Origin of the sequence: Paraburkholderia rhizosphaerae, from assembly GCF_004366595.1 — a bacterium.
Lineage (GTDB): Bacteria > Pseudomonadota > Gammaproteobacteria > Burkholderiales > Burkholderiaceae > Paraburkholderia > Paraburkholderia rhizosphaerae.
On the sequence record NZ_SORE01000003.1, the window covers coordinates 344,335 to 361,947 of the forward strand.

15 protein-coding genes are annotated in these 17,613 nt (G+C 62.8%); 7 read left to right on the forward strand and 8 right to left on the reverse strand.

Translation table 11 applies throughout. The annotated features are described in order from the left end of the window. Window positions 1-109 precede the first annotated feature (109 nt). The 3 genes from gpmA to BX592_RS05610 all read left to right on the forward strand — a co-directional run bounded on the left by gpmA (window position 110) and on the right by BX592_RS05610 (window position 3,800). Complete coding sequence (gene gpmA, locus BX592_RS05600; protein WP_134190665.1) at window positions 110-856, forward strand: 2,3-diphosphoglycerate-dependent phosphoglycerate mutase; 747 nt, start codon at window positions 110-112, stop codon at window positions 854-856. A 348-nt stretch (window positions 857-1,204) separates the two neighbouring features. Next, window positions 1,205-2,803 carry a S41 family peptidase gene (locus BX592_RS05605; RefSeq protein WP_134190666.1) on the forward strand — a complete coding sequence of 533 codons (1,599 nt, stop codon included), beginning with the start codon at window positions 1,205-1,207 and terminating at the stop codon, window positions 2,801-2,803. Between the two features lie 244 nt (window positions 2,804-3,047). Next, complete coding sequence (locus tag BX592_RS05610) at window positions 3,048-3,800, forward strand: HesA/MoeB/ThiF family protein (RefSeq protein ID WP_134190667.1); 753 nt, start codon at window positions 3,048-3,050, stop codon at window positions 3,798-3,800. A gap of 103 nt (window positions 3,801-3,903) precedes the next feature. On the opposite strand, the gene ptsP is transcribed toward BX592_RS05610, so the two are convergent. The 7 genes from ptsP to BX592_RS05645 form a co-directional block, all read right to left on the reverse strand. Continuing rightward, entirely contained in the window at window positions 3,904-5,658 is a 1,755-nt protein-coding gene (gene ptsP / locus BX592_RS05615) for a phosphoenolpyruvate--protein phosphotransferase (protein ID WP_134190668.1), read from the reverse strand. Between the two features lie 301 nt (window positions 5,659-5,959). Then, window positions 5,960-6,229 carry an HPr family phosphocarrier protein gene (locus tag BX592_RS05620; protein ID WP_134190669.1) on the reverse strand — a complete coding sequence of 90 codons (270 nt, stop codon included), beginning with the start codon at window positions 6,227-6,229 and terminating at the stop codon, window positions 5,960-5,962. Between the two features lie 76 nt (window positions 6,230-6,305). Beyond that, a complete protein-coding gene (locus BX592_RS05625) occupies window positions 6,306-6,794 on the reverse strand; it encodes a PTS sugar transporter subunit IIA (protein WP_134190670.1) in 489 nt (162 codons plus the stop codon). Between the two features lie 299 nt (window positions 6,795-7,093). Further along, window positions 7,094-8,050, reverse strand: a complete 957-nt coding sequence (gshB, locus tag BX592_RS05630; protein ID WP_134190671.1) for a glutathione synthase — start codon at window positions 8,048-8,050, stop codon at window positions 7,094-7,096. Between the two features lie 81 nt (window positions 8,051-8,131). Continuing rightward, window positions 8,132-9,421, reverse strand: coding sequence for a glutamate--cysteine ligase (gshA, locus tag BX592_RS05635; RefSeq protein ID WP_134190672.1), 1,290 nt, complete (start codon window positions 9,419-9,421; stop codon window positions 8,132-8,134). A 223-nt stretch (window positions 9,422-9,644) separates the two neighbouring features. After that, window positions 9,645-11,078, reverse strand: a complete 1,434-nt coding sequence (locus BX592_RS05640) for an ammonium transporter (protein WP_134190673.1) — start codon at window positions 11,076-11,078, stop codon at window positions 9,645-9,647. Between the two features lie 27 nt (window positions 11,079-11,105). Next, the gene (locus tag BX592_RS05645) at window positions 11,106-11,444 is read right to left on the reverse strand and encodes a P-II family nitrogen regulator (protein WP_006048089.1); all 339 of its coding nucleotides are present in this window, start codon (window positions 11,442-11,444) and stop codon (window positions 11,106-11,108) included. Window positions 11,445-11,876: 432 nt separating this feature from the next. On the opposite strand from BX592_RS05645, the gene BX592_RS05650 reads away from it, so the two are divergent. Further along, the gene (locus tag BX592_RS05650; protein WP_134190674.1) at window positions 11,877-12,131 is read left to right on the forward strand and encodes an accessory factor UbiK family protein; all 255 of its coding nucleotides are present in this window, start codon (window positions 11,877-11,879) and stop codon (window positions 12,129-12,131) included. A 101-nt stretch (window positions 12,132-12,232) separates the two neighbouring features. Next, a complete protein-coding gene (locus BX592_RS05655; protein ID WP_134190675.1) occupies window positions 12,233-13,792 on the forward strand; it encodes a YifB family Mg chelatase-like AAA ATPase in 1,560 nt (519 codons plus the stop codon). A 336-nt stretch (window positions 13,793-14,128) separates the two neighbouring features. Here BX592_RS05655 and BX592_RS05660 read toward each other — a convergent pair whose 3' ends face one another. Beyond that, complete coding sequence (locus BX592_RS05660) at window positions 14,129-14,746, reverse strand: hypothetical protein (protein ID WP_243849327.1); 618 nt, start codon at window positions 14,744-14,746, stop codon at window positions 14,129-14,131. A gap of 161 nt (window positions 14,747-14,907) precedes the next feature. Between BX592_RS05660 and BX592_RS05665 the strand changes: the two genes are divergently transcribed. Then, complete coding sequence (locus BX592_RS05665) at window positions 14,908-15,432, forward strand: peroxiredoxin family protein (protein ID WP_134190676.1); 525 nt, start codon at window positions 14,908-14,910, stop codon at window positions 15,430-15,432. Between the two features lie 1,658 nt (window positions 15,433-17,090). Next, entirely contained in the window at window positions 17,091-17,612 is a 522-nt protein-coding gene (locus BX592_RS34135) for a M35 family metalloendopeptidase (protein WP_134190677.1), read from the forward strand. The last annotated feature ends 1 nt before the right edge of the window (window position 17,613 follow it).

Sequence of the window (17,613 nt, forward strand, 5' to 3'; positions counted from 1 at the left end):
AGGGCAATCCCGCCATTATAAAATAATCACCTGTTCCGATGGCGAGCGCCGGAATACCGCGGCTCGCGCCCTCGCATTACCGCTTCCTTACTACCGACCGGCAACACACATGCACAAACTCGTTCTCATCCGCCACGGTGAATCGACGTGGAACAAGGAAAACCGCTTCACTGGCTGGGTCGACGTCGACCTGACCGAACAGGGCGTCCGCGAGGCCAAACAGGCGGGCGACCTGCTGAAGGCGTCCGGCTACACGTTCGACATCGCGTACACGTCGGTGCTCAAGCGCGCGATCCGCACGCTGTGGCACGTTCAGGATCAGATGGATCTGATGTACCTGCCCGTCGTTCATTCGTGGCGTCTGAACGAACGCCATTACGGCGCGCTCGCGGGTCTGAACAAGGCCGAGACGGCGACGAAGTACGGTGACGAACAGGTGCTGGTCTGGCGCCGCAGCTACGACACGCCGCCGCCCGCGCTCGACACGAACGATCCGCGCACGTCGTACAACGACCCGCGCTATGCGAAGGTGCCACGCGAGCAGCTGCCGCTGACCGAATGCCTGAAAGACACGGTGGCGCGGGTCATGCCGATCTGGAACGAATCGATCGCGCCGGCTATCAAGTCGGGCCGCAACGTGCTGATCGCCGCGCACGGCAACTCGATTCGCGCGCTCGTCAAATATCTGGACGATATTTCGGACAAGGACATCGTCGGGCTGAACATTCCGAACGGCGTGCCGCTCGTCTACGAACTCGACGAAGCGCTGAAACCCATCAGGCATTACTATCTGGGAGATGCCGACGCGATCGCGAAAGCGCAGGCCGCCGTCGCCAAACAGGGGAAGGCGGGCTGATCGACTTCAGTCTGGCAGCCCGCTCGCGGGCCGTGCTGCATAATGCCCGCTTGCACCGGTACACTGAGGTGTTCCGGTGCGCAAGCGGGCGGCAGGTCAGGCCTCCCGGTTGCGGGTCGCACAACCGGCAGACGAAAGCGAAAAGCTGAAAAGCGTGCCGATACACCACCGCGCGTCGGTTAACGCACATACACTATTTGCTACCCGCCACGACGATCCCAAGAACCTCGCTGTCCTGACCTTGTCGAAGCCTGTCAACCGGCCAAACGGCCGTACCGGCGTCGAGAAGTTATACTTGTCCGTCCTTACCCTTCACGCTGCCACGCGCTTCCGACCGCAACAGACTCTATGCGAAAGAACCTGAAAACTATCGGCCTGATCGCCGCGGGCCTTGCTACCGGCGTTTTTGCAACTCTGCAGCTTTCCGCCTCGGCCCAGCAAACTCCCGTTCCCGCGTCCAGTCCGCTGCCGCTAGACCAATTGCGGCTTTTCGCCGAAGTCTTCGGTCAAATCAAGCACGAATATGTGGAACCGGTCGACGACAAGAAGCTGTTGACGGCCGCGATCAAAGGCATGGTGTCGAGCCTCGATCCGCACTCCTCGTATCTCGACAAGACTGATTACGAAGAATTGCAGGAGCAGACCAAGGGCCGCTTCGCGGGCCTCGGCATCGAAATCTCGCAGGAAGACGGCCTGATCAAGGTGATCTCGCCGATCGAGGACACGCCCGCGTTCCGCGCCGGCATCCGTCCGGGCGACCTGATCACCCGCATCAACGACAAGCCTGTGCGCGGCATGACGCTCGACAAGGCTGTCAAGCAGATGCGCGGCGACCCCGGCACCAAGGTCACGCTGACCATCTTCCGCAAGACCGACGACCGCACGTTCCCGCTTACGGTGACGCGCGCGATCATCAAGGTGAAGAGCGTGAAGGCGAAGATCCTGGCTCCGGGCTACGCGTATGTGCGTATCACGAGCTTCCAGGAGCGCACGGTGCCTGATCTCGCCGCGGCGCTGCAGGACATCGCGAGCAAGCAGCCGAACCTGAAGGGCCTGATCCTTGACCTGCGCAACAACGGCGGCGGTCTGCTGCAAAGCGCGGTCGGCGTCGCGGGCGCGTTCCTGCCGCCGGATTCGGTGGTGGTGTCGACCAACGGCCAGATTCCGGATTCGAAGCAGGTCTATCGCGACACGTACGACAACTATCGCCTGTCGTCATTTGACGGCGATCCGTTGAAGGGCTTGCCGCCGATCTTCAAGACCGTGCCGATGATCGTGCTGACCAATGCGTACTCGGCCTCGGCGTCGGAAATTGTCGCCGGCGCGCTGCAGGATCAGCATCGCGCGTTGATCGTCGGCAAGACGACGTTCGGCAAGGGCTCGGTGCAAACGGTGCGTCCGATGACGGCCGACACCGCGCTGCGCCTGACCACCGCGTACTACTACACGCCGAGTGGCCGTTCGATCCAGAACAAGGGCATCCGCCCGGATATCGCGGTCGACCAATACGCGGACGGCGATCCGGACGACGCGCTCGTCACGCGTGAAGTCGACTACTCGAATCACCTTGCGAACACGCAGGATCCGAACGAGAAGAAGGAACAGGAACAGCGCGAACAGGAGCGCATGGACCAGTTGCGTCTGCTTGAAGAGCAGAACGATAAGAAGACGCCGGAGCAGCGTCAGAAAGATCGTGACCGCAAACCGGTCGAGTTCGGCTCGAACGACGACTTCATGCTGCAGCAGGCGCTCAACAAGATGGAAGGCAAGACGGTGGTCGAGTCGAAGTCGGTGATGGAACGTCGTCTTGCGCAGACCAAGCCGGCGCAATCCGCTTCGGCGCCGGTCGCGGTGAAGCCGGCGCTGCCGGTGACGCCGGGCGCGTCGGGCCCGGGCGCCACGGCACCGGTGCCAGCGTCGGCCGCGACGTCGTCGAGCAGCAAGTAACACCGTCGTCACGGTAGTAGCAGGTCCTCGGGGTCTTCACGGCGACACGCCGCGAAGACCCCGAGCGCTTTCAAAGGCCTGCAGCCTCGAAGGACTTATCCTGCACGCGGCTAGAATAAGAGCAACGCCGCCGCCCGCTTTGCCGTCGTGCGGATCCCCGCTCGTAGAACAAAAGCGTCCGGCAGCCTCGTAACACGACGCACCTCACGACGCACCTCACGACGTACCCGCGACGCGCCCGGCCATGAACGACGATCAACTCCTTCGCTATTCCCGCCATATCCTCGTCGACGAACTCGGCATCGAGGCGCAGCAGCGCTTTCTCGATGCGCACGCGATCGTCGTCGGCGCCGGTGGGCTTGGCTCACCGGCCGCGATGTATCTGGCGGCGGCGGGCGTCGGGCATATCACGCTCGTCGATGCGGACACGGTCGATCTGACAAACCTGCAGCGGCAGATTCTGCATGTCACCGCATCGATCGGACGCAGGAAAGTGGAATCGGGACGCGATGCGATCGCGCGGCTCAATCCGGATGTGAAGGTGGACGCGATCACCGAACGCGTCGACGACGCGTGGCTCGATCGTGCTGTACCGTCCGCGACTGTCGTGCTCGACTGCACCGATAACTTCGCGACGCGTCACGCGATCAATCGCGCATGTGTCGCGCACCGCGTGCCGCTGGTGTCCGGCGCGGCATTGCGTTTCGACGGCCAGATCAGCACCTTCGATTTCCGCGACCAGGCGTCACCCTGCTACGCGTGCGTGTTTCCGGAGGATCAACCATTCGAGGAAGTCGCGTGCTCGACAATGGGCGTATTTGCGCCGACGGTCGGCATCATTGGCGCGATGCAGGCCGCTGAGGCGTTACGCGTAATCGCGGGCGTCGGTACGCCGCTGGTCGGCCGCCTGATGATGCTCGATTCGCTGCGGATGGAATGGACCACGATGCGCATTGCGCGCCAGCCGGACTGCGCGGTATGCGGCGCAGGGCATTGAACTGCTGATCGGGCGGCCCCTCACGCCCACGCATCAGCCGTCCGCGCGAATCAGCGGCGCGGCATCAGCCATCACGTGCATCCGCGGTCCGCAAAAAGCCTTATCAGGCCTGCGCGACCCGCTTGAGCGCCGCGTCGAGCTCGCCCGGCTCGAACGCCGCCAGCACGTCCGCAACCGGCTTCTCGAGCGTCTTCAGATTCGAGCGGAGAATCTCCTGCTTCACCACCAGCAACTGGCTCGGATGCATCGAAAACTCGGTCAGCCCCATGCCGAGGAGCAGCCGCGTCAATGCGGGATCACCGGCCATTTCCCCGCACACCGAAACCGGCACACCCGCCCGCTTCGCCTCGCGCAGCGTGAATGCGATCAGATGGAGCACAGCCGGATGCAGCGGATCATACAGATGCGCGACTGAGTTATCCGCGCGGTCGATCGCGAGGGTGTACTGAATCAGGTCGTTCGTGCCGATCGACAGGAAGTCCAGCCGCTTCAGGAAGAGCGGTAGCGCGATCGCCGCCGCGGGAATCTCGATCATCGCGCCGATCTTGACGGTCGGGTCGTAAGCAAGCCCCGCGTCGTCGAGCTGCCGCTTCGCCTCGCGAATCAGATCGAGCGTCTGATCGATTTCCTGCGCGTGCGCGAGCATCGGAATCAGAATCTTCACGCAGCCGAACGCGGACGCGCGAAGAATCGCGCGCAGTTGCGTCAGAAACATCTGCGGCTCGGACAAGCTCCAGCGGATCGCGCGCAGCCCAAGCGCCGGGTTCGGCGCGGTCTCGTAGCCATCGCCGGTACTGCCCATCGCCTCGAGCGGCTTGTCCGCACCGACGTCGATCGTACGGATCGTCACCGGCATCCCGTTCATCAACTCGACCGCGCGGCGATACGCATCGAACTGCTCTTCCTCTTCCGGAAGCCGGCCATCCTTCTGGTTCATGAACAGGAATTCGGTACGAAACAGGCCGACGCCCGTCGCACCGGCGTCGATGGCTGCGCGCGCATCGTCCGGCAGTTCGATGTTCGCGCACAACTCGATGTGCGTGCCGCACAGGGTCTTGGTCGGCGAAAATTTGAGCCGCTGCAGCTTGCGCTGCTCGAGCGCCTTTTCGCTTTGCCGGTACGTGTACTCTTCGAGGACGATCGGCGCGGGATCGACGATCACGATGCCATGATCGCCATCGACGATGATCAGGTCATCCTGGCGGATCAGCGCGCTCGCCTGCTGCACACCGACCGCGGCAGGAATGCCGAGGCTGCGCGCGACGATCGCGGTATGCGACGTACGGCCGCCGAGATCGGTGACGAAGCCTTGAAACGTCTGTGTCTTGAACTGCATCATGTCGGCGGGCGCGATATCGTGCGCGACAACGATCATCTCGTCGCACGCGCCATGTACGTTATGCGCGAGATTCACCGATGCGCCGGCCAACGCTTTCAGCACCCGCTCGACCACCTGTTCGATATCGGCTTTGCGCTCGCGCAGGTACTCGTCATCGACTTCGTCGAAGTGCCGCGACAGGCGCTCGAGTTGTTCAGTCAGCGCCCATTCGACGTTGTAGCGGCGCGTGCGGATCAGATCGATGGTTTCCTGGACAAGCATCGCGTCGTTCAGGATCATCGAATGGACGTCGATGAACGCGCCCATTTCGGTTGGCGCATCCGCGGCCAGATCGGCGCGCAATGCATCAAGTTCCTGAGTGACGACGCGTTGGGCTGAGCGAAAGCGTTCGATCTCGCCTTCGATTTCGGCGGGTTCGATCAGATAGTGGTCGACGTCGAGTGCAGCCGGGGCGATCAGATAGGCCCGCCCGATGGCAATACCGCGTGACACGGGAATTCCATGCAGCGTGAACGACACGCGCACCTCCTCTAGTTGTGTGATGCCGCGGCAAACCGCTGCAATGCTCTCAGACCCCGCCCACGATTATAGATTCCGCCGCATACGCGCGCGCTGTGCGGTGCAGCAGAAATGCTTTACATCGAACGCAACAATGCTGCAGAGACGAGATGAAAAATCCGCCGGCCGCATACGCCGATTGCCCCCGGGTACTGCCGGTACGTTGAGGTGCAGCGACCCGACGCTTGCAAAACGCTTGTGCGCCAAAACAAAACGCCGCGACCGCGGCGTTTTTTCACATCGGGCACAACGCCGCATCGCGCTATTGTCCTTCGCCGAATTTATCCGCGATCAGCTTGAGCAGTGCATCCATTGCTTCTTTCTCATCGCTGCCTTCAGTTTCGATCAGCACCGTGCTGCCGATGCCGGCCGCCAGCATCATCACGCCCATGATGCTTTTCGCGTTGATCCGCCTGCCGTTGCGGCTCATCCAGATCTCGGCCTGGAAGTTCGCGGCCAGTTGCGTGAGCTTGGCGGATGCGCGCGCATGCAGACCCAGCTTGTTCACGATTGTCGTTTCCTGTTGCAGCATCTGATCATCCGAAAAGCGGTTATTGAAGTTATGGGTGTTGCCGACGCGAGCGCTGCGACAGGCGAGCGGACCACGCTTATCGGCCGTCCGCCTTGCTGCTGACGTCGAGCGCGCTATCGGGAGGCAGCGCCGGCAGGCAATCGGCGTCGCTAGCAATCGGCGCGACCGGCGGGGGTGTTGCCGGACCGACCGCATGAATGCCTTTCGTTGCGCCCGCAAGCGCTTTGTCGACGAGCGTATCGAGCGGCGTCGCCCGGTAGCATACGGCGCGCACCAGCATCGGCAGGTTGACGCCCGCTACCACCCGCACGTCGGGCAACGTTGCGAGCCGGCCCGCGATGTTCGACGGCGTCGCGCCGAACATGTCGGTCATCACGAGCGCGCCATTGTCTTCCTTCAGACGCTCGATCTCGCTATGCGCAAGCGCGACGATCTGCGCGGGATCGCAATCGGGCGTCACGTCGATCACGCCGATGCGGGCGGGCAAGCCGCCGTAAATATGCTCGACACACTCGCGTAGCGCGGTAGCGAACGGAGCGTGCGCAATGATCAGAATGCCTGCCATGTCAGCCTTGCTACTGGAAACGGCCCGCTATCGCGACCCGGAGGCGACGCTATGCGCCGGCTCCTCGGCCGACCGTGCATGTCCTGACGGTCTGTCCCATTCTGTGAAAGGGGCCGGAACGCTCGCGGGGGATACGCGGGTCAAAGCGCGAGCGGGCATTGTAACAGCGTCATTTTCGCGCCTTCGGGCGATTCGCGCTTGCATTGAGCGCACATTGCCGATGCGCAGGGGACATGCGCGCACCGGTAGGCCCGAGGGGCGGCCGCCCTGCGCTCAGGCGAACAGCATTTAGCCGGCTGTCAGCCGACTGCGCGCTCCAGCGCGTCGATAAACATGGCCGCCACGTCGAAGCCGGTCTGATCCATGATTTCGCGGAAACACGTCGGGCTCGTCACATTCACTTCGGTCAGCCAGTCGCCGATCGCGTCGAGACCGACGAGCAATAAACCGCGTGCGGCCAGCACCGGGCCGAGCGTGTCGGCAATCTCACGATCGCGCGGCGTCAGCGGCCGCGCGACACCGAGGCCACCGGCGGCGAGGTTGCCGCGCACTTCACTGCCCTGCGGAATACGCGCAAGCGAATACGGCACCGGCTCGCCGCCGATCAGCAGGATGCGTTTGTCGCCGTCCTTGATCTCCGGGATGAACTTCTGCGCCATCACGGTCCGCGCGCCATCATGGCTGAGCATCTCGACGATCGAGCCCAGATTCATCCCGTCGGGCTTCACGCGGAACACGCCCATGCCGCCCATGCCGTCGAGCGGTTTCAGGATCACATCGCCGTGCGCGGCGTGAAACGCGCGCAGACGTGCCGGATCGCGCGTCACCAGCGTCGGCGCGACGAACTGCGGGAATTCGCCGATCGCGAGTTTTTCCGAATGATCGCGAATCGCCTGCGGCTTGTTGAAAATGCGTGCGCCCGCGCGCTCGGCGAGTTCGAGCAGCCACGTCGACGTCACGTACTCCATATCGAACGGCGGGTCCTTGCGCATCAGCACCGCGCCGAAGCTCGTCAGCGCGCGCGGCGCGGCTTCCTGTGGCGCGAACCACGGTTCGCGATGACTATCCGCCAGGTCGCCGACAATCTCGAAGCGCTGCGCACCTGCTTCCACCGCCCCGCCCGTCCACGCCAGATGATGCGGTTCGCACGTGTAGAGCGTGTGCCCGCGTCGCGCGGCCTCGGCCATCATCGCGTACGTCGTGTCCTTGTAGATCTTGAAACGGGAAAGCGGGTCGGCGATAAAGAGAATGTCCATGGAATACCTGATGCGCCCACGCGGGCTAGCGTTGATCGTTGCACTTCACCGTCACGGGAACGGCTCGACCGCCGCAACGCGTCAGACCTGGATCGCTTCGGGATCGGTCCGTTCGAGTTCCAGCGACGCGGCCAGCAAGCCCAGCCGCGCAACGACACCATACATGTAAAACCGGTTTGGCGGCGCCGCGCCCGGCTTTGCATGCGCATCGGGCAACGCGGTGTGCTCGAAGCCCAGTGGCACGAAATGCATACCCGGCGCATTCAGGTTCTGGTCGCGTTCGCGGCTGCCGTGCGCGCGATAAAAGCCGCCGACCACGTAGCGGTCGATCATGTAGACAACCGGCTCGGCCACTTCATCGCCGATGCGCTCGAACGTGTACACGCCTTCCTGCACGAGCATGTCGTGCACTTCGAGACCTTCCTTGGTGGCGGCCATCTTGGTGCGTTCGCGTTTGGTCAGCGCGGCGACTTCAGACGCGTCATGCACCGTCATCACGCTCATCCCGTACGTGCCCGCGTCGGACTTGATCACTACGTAAGGCTTCTCGGTGATACCGTATTCGCGATACTTCTTCGCGATCTTCTTCAGCACGCCGTCGATCGAATCCGCCAGCGCCTCTTCGCCGGTGCGCGCTTCGAAATCCACGCCTTCGACGTGCGCGAAATACGGGTTGATCATCCACGGGTCGATCTCGACCATCTTCGCGAACTTCTTCGCGACGTCGTCATAGCACGAGAAATGCGTCGACTTGCGACGCACCGCCCAACCCGCGTGCAACGGCGGCAGCAGGTACTGCTCGTGCAGATTCTCGAGCACCGCCGGAATGCCACCGGACAGATCGTTGTTGATCAGGATCGAGCACGGATCGAAATTCTTCAGACCGAGCCGGCGCTGCGAACGCTCAAGCGGTTCGAGCACGATCTTCTGCCCGTCGGACAACGCGATCGTGACCGGCCCACCGATCGACTCGTCGAGCGTGCCGAAGCGGACGTTCAGCCCCGCCTGCCGCATGATCGTCGCGAGCCGCGCGACGTTCTCGAGGTAAAACGCGTTGCGCGTGTGGCGCTCCGGAATGACCAGCAGGTTCTTCGCATCCGGGCAGATTTTTTCGATGGATGCCATCGCGGCCTGAACCGCGAGCGGCAGCACCTCGACCGGCAGGTTGTTGAACGCGCCCGGGAAGAGGTTCGTATCGACCGGCGCAAGCTTGAAGCCGGCATTGCGCAGATCGACCGAGCAGTAGAACGGCGGCGTGTGCTCCTGCCATTCGAGCCGGAACCAGCGCTCGATAGCAGGGGTCGCGTCAAGGATCTTCCGCTCGAGGTCGAGCAGCGGACCGTTTAACGCCGTAACTAGATGCGGAACCATTGATCACTCGCAGACTGGAGAAGGAAGATTGTAGAGCAAACGCTACGCCCATCTGGGGACGCTTTCTCCAATCGCAAGTCGAGGGTGAAACTATTCTTCCGGGCGCGCAAAAACCGAGCAAAATCCTCTGTTTACGAGATGGCGCGGGAAGAAAAAAGCCCGCCGTGAGGCGGGCTAAAGTCGCTGCGCTTACGCAACGAGTACGGTAAAAGTGTGCGCTGCTTTATTCGACGTGTTCGCCGTGCAGGATCACGTCGAGACCTTCGCGCTCTTCCTCTTCGGTCACGCGCAGGCCCATCACCATGTCGATAATCTTCAGCAGGATGAAGCTGACCACGCCGCTGTAGATGACGGTCGTCATCACGCCCTTAAACTGCAGCAGCACGCTCGCGTCGAGTCCGCTGATGTCCTTGACCGCGAATACGCCGGTCAGCAGCGCGCCGACGATACCGCCGACGCAGTGCACGCCGAACGCGTCGAGCGAATCGTCGTAGCCGAGCTTGTGCTTGAGCCACGTGGCAGACCAGAAGCAGATCACACCCGCCAGCAAGCCGATGATCAGCGCGCCGGCCACGCCGACGAAGCCTGATGCCGGCGTGATCGCAACCAGACCCGCGACCGCACCCGACGCGATGCCGAGCACCGACGGTTTGCCTTTCGCGATCCATTCAGCGAACATCCAGCCGAGCGCCGCCATCGCGGTCGCGATTTGCGTGGTCAACATCGCGAATCCCGCGCGGCCGTCAGCGGCAACCGCCGAGCCCGCATTGAAGCCGAACCAGCCGACCCACAGCATCGACGCACCGATCATCGTCAGCACGAGATTGTGCGGCGCCATCACGTCCTTGCCGTAGCCGACACGCTTGCCGAGCACGAGTGCGCAAACCAGTGCGGCGATACCCGCGTTAATGTGCACGACCGTGCCGCCCGCGAAGTCCAGAATGCCCGCGCTAGCCAGCCAGCCGGTCGGTTCCCACACCATGTGCGCGATCGGCGAATAGACGATGATCGACCACAGCGACATGAACACCAGCATCGACGAGAACTTCATCCGGTCGGCGAACGCGCCGGTAATCAGCGCGGGCGTGATGATCGCGAAGGTCAGCTGGTAGACGAAGTAGACCGACTCCGGAATGGTCTGCGCGAGGTGGCTCACGGTCAGCGTGGTCGCCTTGTCGCCCTTGATGTAGTTCATGCCCGACAGGAACACGCGCGAGAAGCCGCCGACGAACGCGTTACCCGGCGTGAACGCGAGACTGTAACCGATCACGGTCCAGATCACCGTGATCACGCAGGTGATCGCGAAGCTCTGCATGACGATCGCCAGCACGTTTTTCTTGCGGACCATGCCGCCGTAGAACAATGCAAGGCCAGGAATGGTCATGAACAGCACCAGCGCGGTCGAGGTCAGCATCCAGGCGGTATCGCCCGAGCTGATCTTCGACGAATCGACCGAGAACGGTGCGGTAGGCGCTGCCGGGGCCGCTGCTGCGGCTGCCGACGCGTCGGCGGGCGCGCTCGCCGCCGTATCCGCGGGAGCCGATGCCGCGGGGGCCGAAGCCGCGGCGGGGGCCGACGCATCATCTGCGACGGCGTTGCCAATGCCGGCTGCGAGCAGCGAGCCGACCATCAGCAGGGACATCAAAAGTTTGCGCATTTCCAGTTTCCTCTTGTCGCTGTTTTTCTACAGGGCGTCCGCGCCGGTTTCACCGGTACGGATCCGGATCACTTGTTCGATCGGCGTGACGAAAATCTTGCCGTCGCCGATCTTGCCGGTGCGTGCCGCACGCTCGAGCGCTTCAATCGCCTGGTCGACGATGTCATCGGACACCGCTGCTTCGATCTTCACCTTCGGCAGAAAATCGACCACGTATTCCGCGCCCCGATACAACTCCGTGTGTCCCTTCTGACGTCCAAAGCCTTTGACTTCTGTAACCGTGATCCCCGAGACGCCGATCGCCGACAGCGCTTCGCGCGCCTCGTCGAGCTTGAACGGCTTGATGATTGCGGTAATGAGTTTCATGAAATCCTCGCTGTAATGACTCAACCCGTTGCGTGCTGCTTTCAAGTGCCTTGCGCCTGTCGGCGGCTACTCCCATGAAGCCGCGGGCCTGCGCATAGACGGCGTCCCGCCCAAACTGCGCGGGCCAACAACAGCAACTCGCATGCCATGTTGCGCATAGACAGGGTAGAGTTCTTGCCGCGCAAGGCTCTCGCGGCGGCATGCGGGTTGACTCGGCCGAATGGCCAGCGTTGACGGCGCAAGGTGGCGCGGCACGTTGATCGTTGTTAGAGTGTCCGCACGCATGCAGCACGGCCGTGCTCGATGACTGTGCACCAGGCCCGATCATGCGGCGAGCGTTGTCGAAGCAGCATGCACCATCAATGAACATCGACGCTCGCGAAGCACTGAGGTAACGACGTTTGCACAATTTTTGTGCACAAGGGGAACGCAATGAAACAACCAAACGACATCTTCAACGACCTGCAGGCGCGTATGAGTGATCTGCTCAAGAACTCACCGGCCAAGGATGTCGAACGCAACGTAAGGGCGATGCTGTCGCAAGGGTTTTCGAAGCTCGATCTCGTCACCCGCGAAGAATTCGATACGCAAACCCAGGTGCTGATGCGCACCCGCGCACGGCTCGAAGAACTGGAGCGGCGCGTCGCCGAACTCGAACAGAAGCTGCCGGTAACGCAATCTTCCTGAACACCCTCTGAGCTGCGCATCATCGGCAAGCGAGCCGTGACTTCATCAGCGTATTAATGGGGAGTGCGCGGCCATGCCCGCGCGTTCCGACGGGAGTAAACATGTCGCTTGCCGTGGTCATGAGCCGCGCGCCGGCTGCTGGCCGCGCGCCCGAAGTAACCGTCGAAGTCCATCTCGCCAACGGACTACCGTCGTTTTCGATTGTCGGCCTGCCCGATCTCGAAGTACGTGAAAGCCGCGAGCGCGTGCGCGCCGCGCTGCAAAACTGCGGGCTGGATTTCCCGGTCCGCCGCATCACCGTCAACCTCGCTCCAGCCGATCTTCCTAAAGAATCCGGACGCTTCGATCTGCCGATCGCGCTCGGCATTCTCGCGGCGAGCGGGCAGATTCCGGTCGAGTCGCTCGCGCACCGCGAGTTCGCTGGCGAACTCTCGCTGACCGGCGCGCTACGTCCGATGCGCGGCGCGTTTGCGATGGCCTGCGGCACCGCGCGCAGCGCCGCCGCGACATCGCACATCGACGGCACGGCGTCGCACCGAAATCCCGAGTTGTATCTGCCGGCCGCCAGCGCGGCCGAGGCCGCGCTGGTGCCGGGCGTCGACGTGTTCGGCGCAGCCGATCTGCCATCGCTGTGCGCCCATCTGTCCGGTGACGCCGATGCGCGTCTGTCACCGGTCGCGCCGCGACCGCTGTGCATCGACGCATCGGCGGCCGCGCCGGATATGGCCGACGTGATCGGGCAGCGCGGCGCCCGCCGCGCGCTCGAAGTGGCCGCCGCCGGCGGCCACCATGTGCTGATGGTCGGACCGCCCGGCGCGGGCAAATCGATGCTCGCCGCGCGCCTGCCCGGCTTGCTGCCGCCGATGACCGACGACGAAGCATTGACGTCAGCGGCGCTGCTGTCGGCGAGCATGTGCGGCTTTTCGCCGGCTCAATGGCGACACAGGCCGTTTCGCGCTCCCCATCATTCGTCCAGTGCGGCGGCGCTGGTGGGAGGACGCAACCCGCCGCGGCCCGGCGAGATTACGCTAGCGCACCTGGGCGTGCTGTTTCTGGACGAGTTGCCCGAGTTCGACCGGCACGTGCTTGAAACGCTGCGCGAGCCTCTCGAGGCCGGGCGCATTACGATCTCGCGCGCCGCATGGCAGGCCGACTTTCCGGCCGCCTGCCAGCTGATTGCCGCGATGAACCCGTGTCCATGCGGCTGGCGCGGCGACCCGAACGGCCGCTGCCGGTGCACGCCGGAAATCGCCGCACGCTACCTGCGCAAGCTTTCTGGACCACTGCTGGACCGCATTGATATCCAGATAGAAATTCCCGCGCTATCGCCCGCCGAGCTTTCGGCGCGCGCGGCTGAAAATGGCGAGCCGAGCGCCGCGATCGCCGCCCGCGTGCAGTGCGCTCGTGAGCGCCAACTCGCGCGCCAGGGCAAAACCAATCGTGAACTGGATGGGCGCGAAGTAGACGATGTGTGTCGGCCGGACGACGCGGGAGAAGGTTTGCTGAGGGAAGCCGGCGAACGCTTCGGCTGGTCGGCGCGTGCGTATTACAGAGTCCTGAAGGTCGCGCGTACGATCGCGGACCTCGCTGGAACTGACACGCCAAGCGCATCCCAGATCGCGGAGGCCGTGCAATACCGGCGGGTATTCGCGGCCGGTTGACCTCAGCAAAAAACCGTTGTCAAGACTTGACTTATGCACACGATGCGGCCTCCGACAGATTTAGATACAAGTGAAAGGTACTTGTGAGGCCAGCGTCAAAGCGCATTGATTTTATTGGTATTTCTTCTGTGCAAAGAATGAGGGCAAAATAACTCAAGGCCCGTCAGATGGGGCTTGTGAGGCCTACCGCACATACTTCTCAACAGAGATATCCACAGGTCCTGTGGGTAACAAAAAAACCTGAGCGAAATCCTACTATTAGCTGCATTAGCTACGAAGGAACTTTCACTTCGAGGTTTGCTCTACCGTCGGTCGATCACAAACTTTTTACTATTCTTAATACAGTTTGAACGACTGGAAAAACTGGTCCAGCTGCTCCGGCGGCGGATCTTTCTTCGCGATCACCGCGGCCTGATAAACATGCTTGCCTTTCGCGACGAGGCGTGCATGCATGATCCGCGGTTCCTTCTTCGGTCCTGCCGGGCCGCTGAATGTCACTTCGAGGCCCTGCACATTGCCACCGTCCGCGAGGGGCACCGGCGTCGCGCGCGCGTCGGGTGCCGCGCCGAGATTGCGCGCAAGGCCATCGCGCAAAAAATCGAGCGCCGCATGCTGGGTGCGCGGGTCGTCGTTCGGCAGCATCACGGTACCTACTGCGAACACCGCATCGCCGGCTTCGGCGATCTGCATTGCCATTTTCATCGGGGTGCCGTCAATTTCGATCTGCCGCTCGTCAGCACTTGGCTTCGCGGGTAGTTCGACCGTGTAGCCGTTGTCGTTGTTCATGATCGTGCGCCAGTCGTAAGTCGGCGAGCATGCGACCAGCGCCGCCGTGCAAACGCATACGCACAACGCGCGGCACAGCGGCGACCTGGCTAGTGCGTCAAAGCCGCGGCGGCAGGATCGGGGAGCAAAGCGACTGGACGAAAGCGAATGCAAATTGACGCGAAACATGAATGACAGGAAGGGCGAAATGGCGCTGAAATCCCTATTATCCGCCGACATGCGCGCTGCTGCCGCGTATCAGGATTGAGGCTACAATGACTGTCGCGGGGCAATGTCGTTACTCTGCCCGCCCCCTTCGCGCACGTGCTGCGCCCCAGAGGTCCCAACCCATGAGTCAAGATACTGTTTCCCGCCGCGCAAGCCCGATTCGCTACATTGCGATGGCGGTCGTTGCCGGTGCAATCGCATTTGCCGGTTATTTCGCGTTCGGCAGCCAGCAGCATGCACCCGATGCGACATTCACGCTGCTGTCCGGCCAGAAGGTTTCGACCGCGGATCTGAAGGGCAAGGTTTATATGGTGACCTTCTGGGCGACGAACTGCGACACCTGCATGAAGGAAATGCCGCAGATGATCGACACGTATAACCGCTTCAAAGGCAAAGGCCTTGAGTATGTGGCGGTCGCGATGAACTACGACGCGCCAATGTACGTGGCCAACTACACCGAAACGCGCCGTCTGCCGTTCAAGGTCGCAATGGACGATGGGTCCGCGGCCAAGCAATTCGGCAATGTCCAGCTGACGCCGACCACATTCGTAATCGGCCGTGACGGCACAATTCTGAAGCGATATGTCGGTGAGCCGAGTTTCCCGGAACTCCATGCACTGCTCGATAAGGAACTCGGTTCGGTCTGAGTCCTCCTGACTTGCCAGTCCACGCGAAAAGCCCGCGCATTATGCGCGGGCTTTTTTTCTTGCGTCACGCGTAGCCTGCGCGTCGCGCTTTCCAGGGCCAGTCGGTTCCACCTCAGGAACCTACTGTGCGACGGACATCGTTGTCTTCGCTCGCGCCACCCGACGTACGACTCCCGTATGTCATGCCGCCCGTGCCTCAATGCTCTAATCGTTCAAACCCGATGCGTCTGCTTCACGCGATCGTGACTCCTGCACAGCGATAGTTCGTTGCGCATGCATCGATCCGCCGACCCGCATCGCGAACCACGACATCAATAGACGGGTATGTGATGACAGTGAATAACTACCGCAACACCTACGAGCGTGTCGCCGCGCAACACGCAACGCAGTGGCTGCATGCACCTGCGTCGCAAGCGCCGCAACGGATGGGTCAGCACAATCAGAGCGATCGCTTTTCCTTCCCGAATGCGGCGCGGGCAAGCATTGGTGCGAACGCCACCAGCGGGAGTGGCGCATGGGCTGCACGAGATGCAAATCACGCGGCCCGACGCGAGACCGAAACCCGCCAGGCTTCTCACGACATCATCGCCGCGGCGGCCCACGCTCAACGGCAGTTGTCGCACGCCGCGCACGACTTCTCTCGGGGTGCCCAACACGACCCCCAGGTTGGCCAGGCTGCACGCAACGCATTTCCTGCCGCCGGAGGCGCAAGTCAAGCCATTGCGGGCCCTCCTGTCGATCAGAACAACACGATCTCAGGCACACCCTACGGCGACCCGCGCAATGCCTTGCCCACGCGCGACAAAACGTCGCCGACATCGCCACAACAGCCTGACGCATGGCACCCAGTCGCCAACCCGACAGGCGAGGCTAGCGCAAACCACGCGCGTGACCGCTGGGACGAAAATGGCTTGCATGTTCGCGATACGTGGAACGAGCAAACCGGCCAGCGCACTCGCGACGCATGGGATGCAGAGGGCACGCACGTCCGTGACACATGGGACGAAGCGAATGGACAGCATGTAAGAGACCAGTGGATCCCGGACGGTGCCCACATCCGCTCATCGTGGGATGAGCGAGGGCAGCATTTGCTGGAGACATGGAACCCTCAAGGCGAATATCAGCGCCGTAGCTGGGACGAACGCGCCCCGAACGGCCGAGAACCCGCGGATCGGGTCGGCGATATCGGACAGAATCCGGGAAGCCGTGCGCCCGGAATGCGCGATGACGCCGCGTCACCGCTGGGTCCGAGGACGGCGGACGATCCGGCGATACGCGCGCCGGGCACCGATGGCGGCGACGCAGGCCCGCACGTCACCGGCGCCAGGCTGGAGCCCGAAGCTAAAGAACGTCGACGGGGGCGCGGCACTGCGCGCACGACTGGACACGGACAGCGTGTCCCAGGTACAGGCCGACGCGGTCAACGCGGCGCAGGCCCGGCGAGTCGTGGGCCCGGTGGCGAAACAGCAGGCCCGAGGAGTCATATCGACGGTGGCGGCAGGCGCGGCGGAGTTGGCGGTACCGGCGGCGGTGACGGCGGCGGGGGCGGCGGGGGCGGCGGGGGCGGCGGGGGCGGCGGGGGCGGCGGAGTCGGTGGTATCGGCGGCAGATCGGCGGACCCAACAGGCCGCGCGGACCATGTTCCCGATCCTAAAGAAATGAACAACGGCGGTGCAGGGTCTTTTTCGCGGTCAGCGATGGACCGCTTGAATCGTGCGCCGGACAAACTGATGCAGATTCTCAATGTCGCCCTTGACAGGCTCGACAAATATGGCGCGAACGACCCGGAGCTTAAACAGTGGTTCGGTCAGAACGCTGACGCCGATCAAATCAAGCAGAGCCTGATGAGGATGCGCGAAACGCTCGCTTCGGGAAACTACAAAATTGCGCTGACTCCGCCGGACGCCAGAGGCTGGGAGGCCGCGCACGTTTTCCCAGCCGACAACGGACACACAATCTATGTGCGGCCTCACATGATGGATAACTTTTTCGGTAGAGACACGCCCGCGATCACGCTCGGGCATGAGCTGAGCCATTTCAATACCATCGCCGGTACGCGGGACCTGGTATATGGCTACGGAACCGCGTTATCCCTCGCAAGGGCAGATAGCCGTCGAGCTATGCACAACGCCGAAAACTACGGAATGTTCCTGGGCCAGGTGGCAAAACTACTCGGATAGC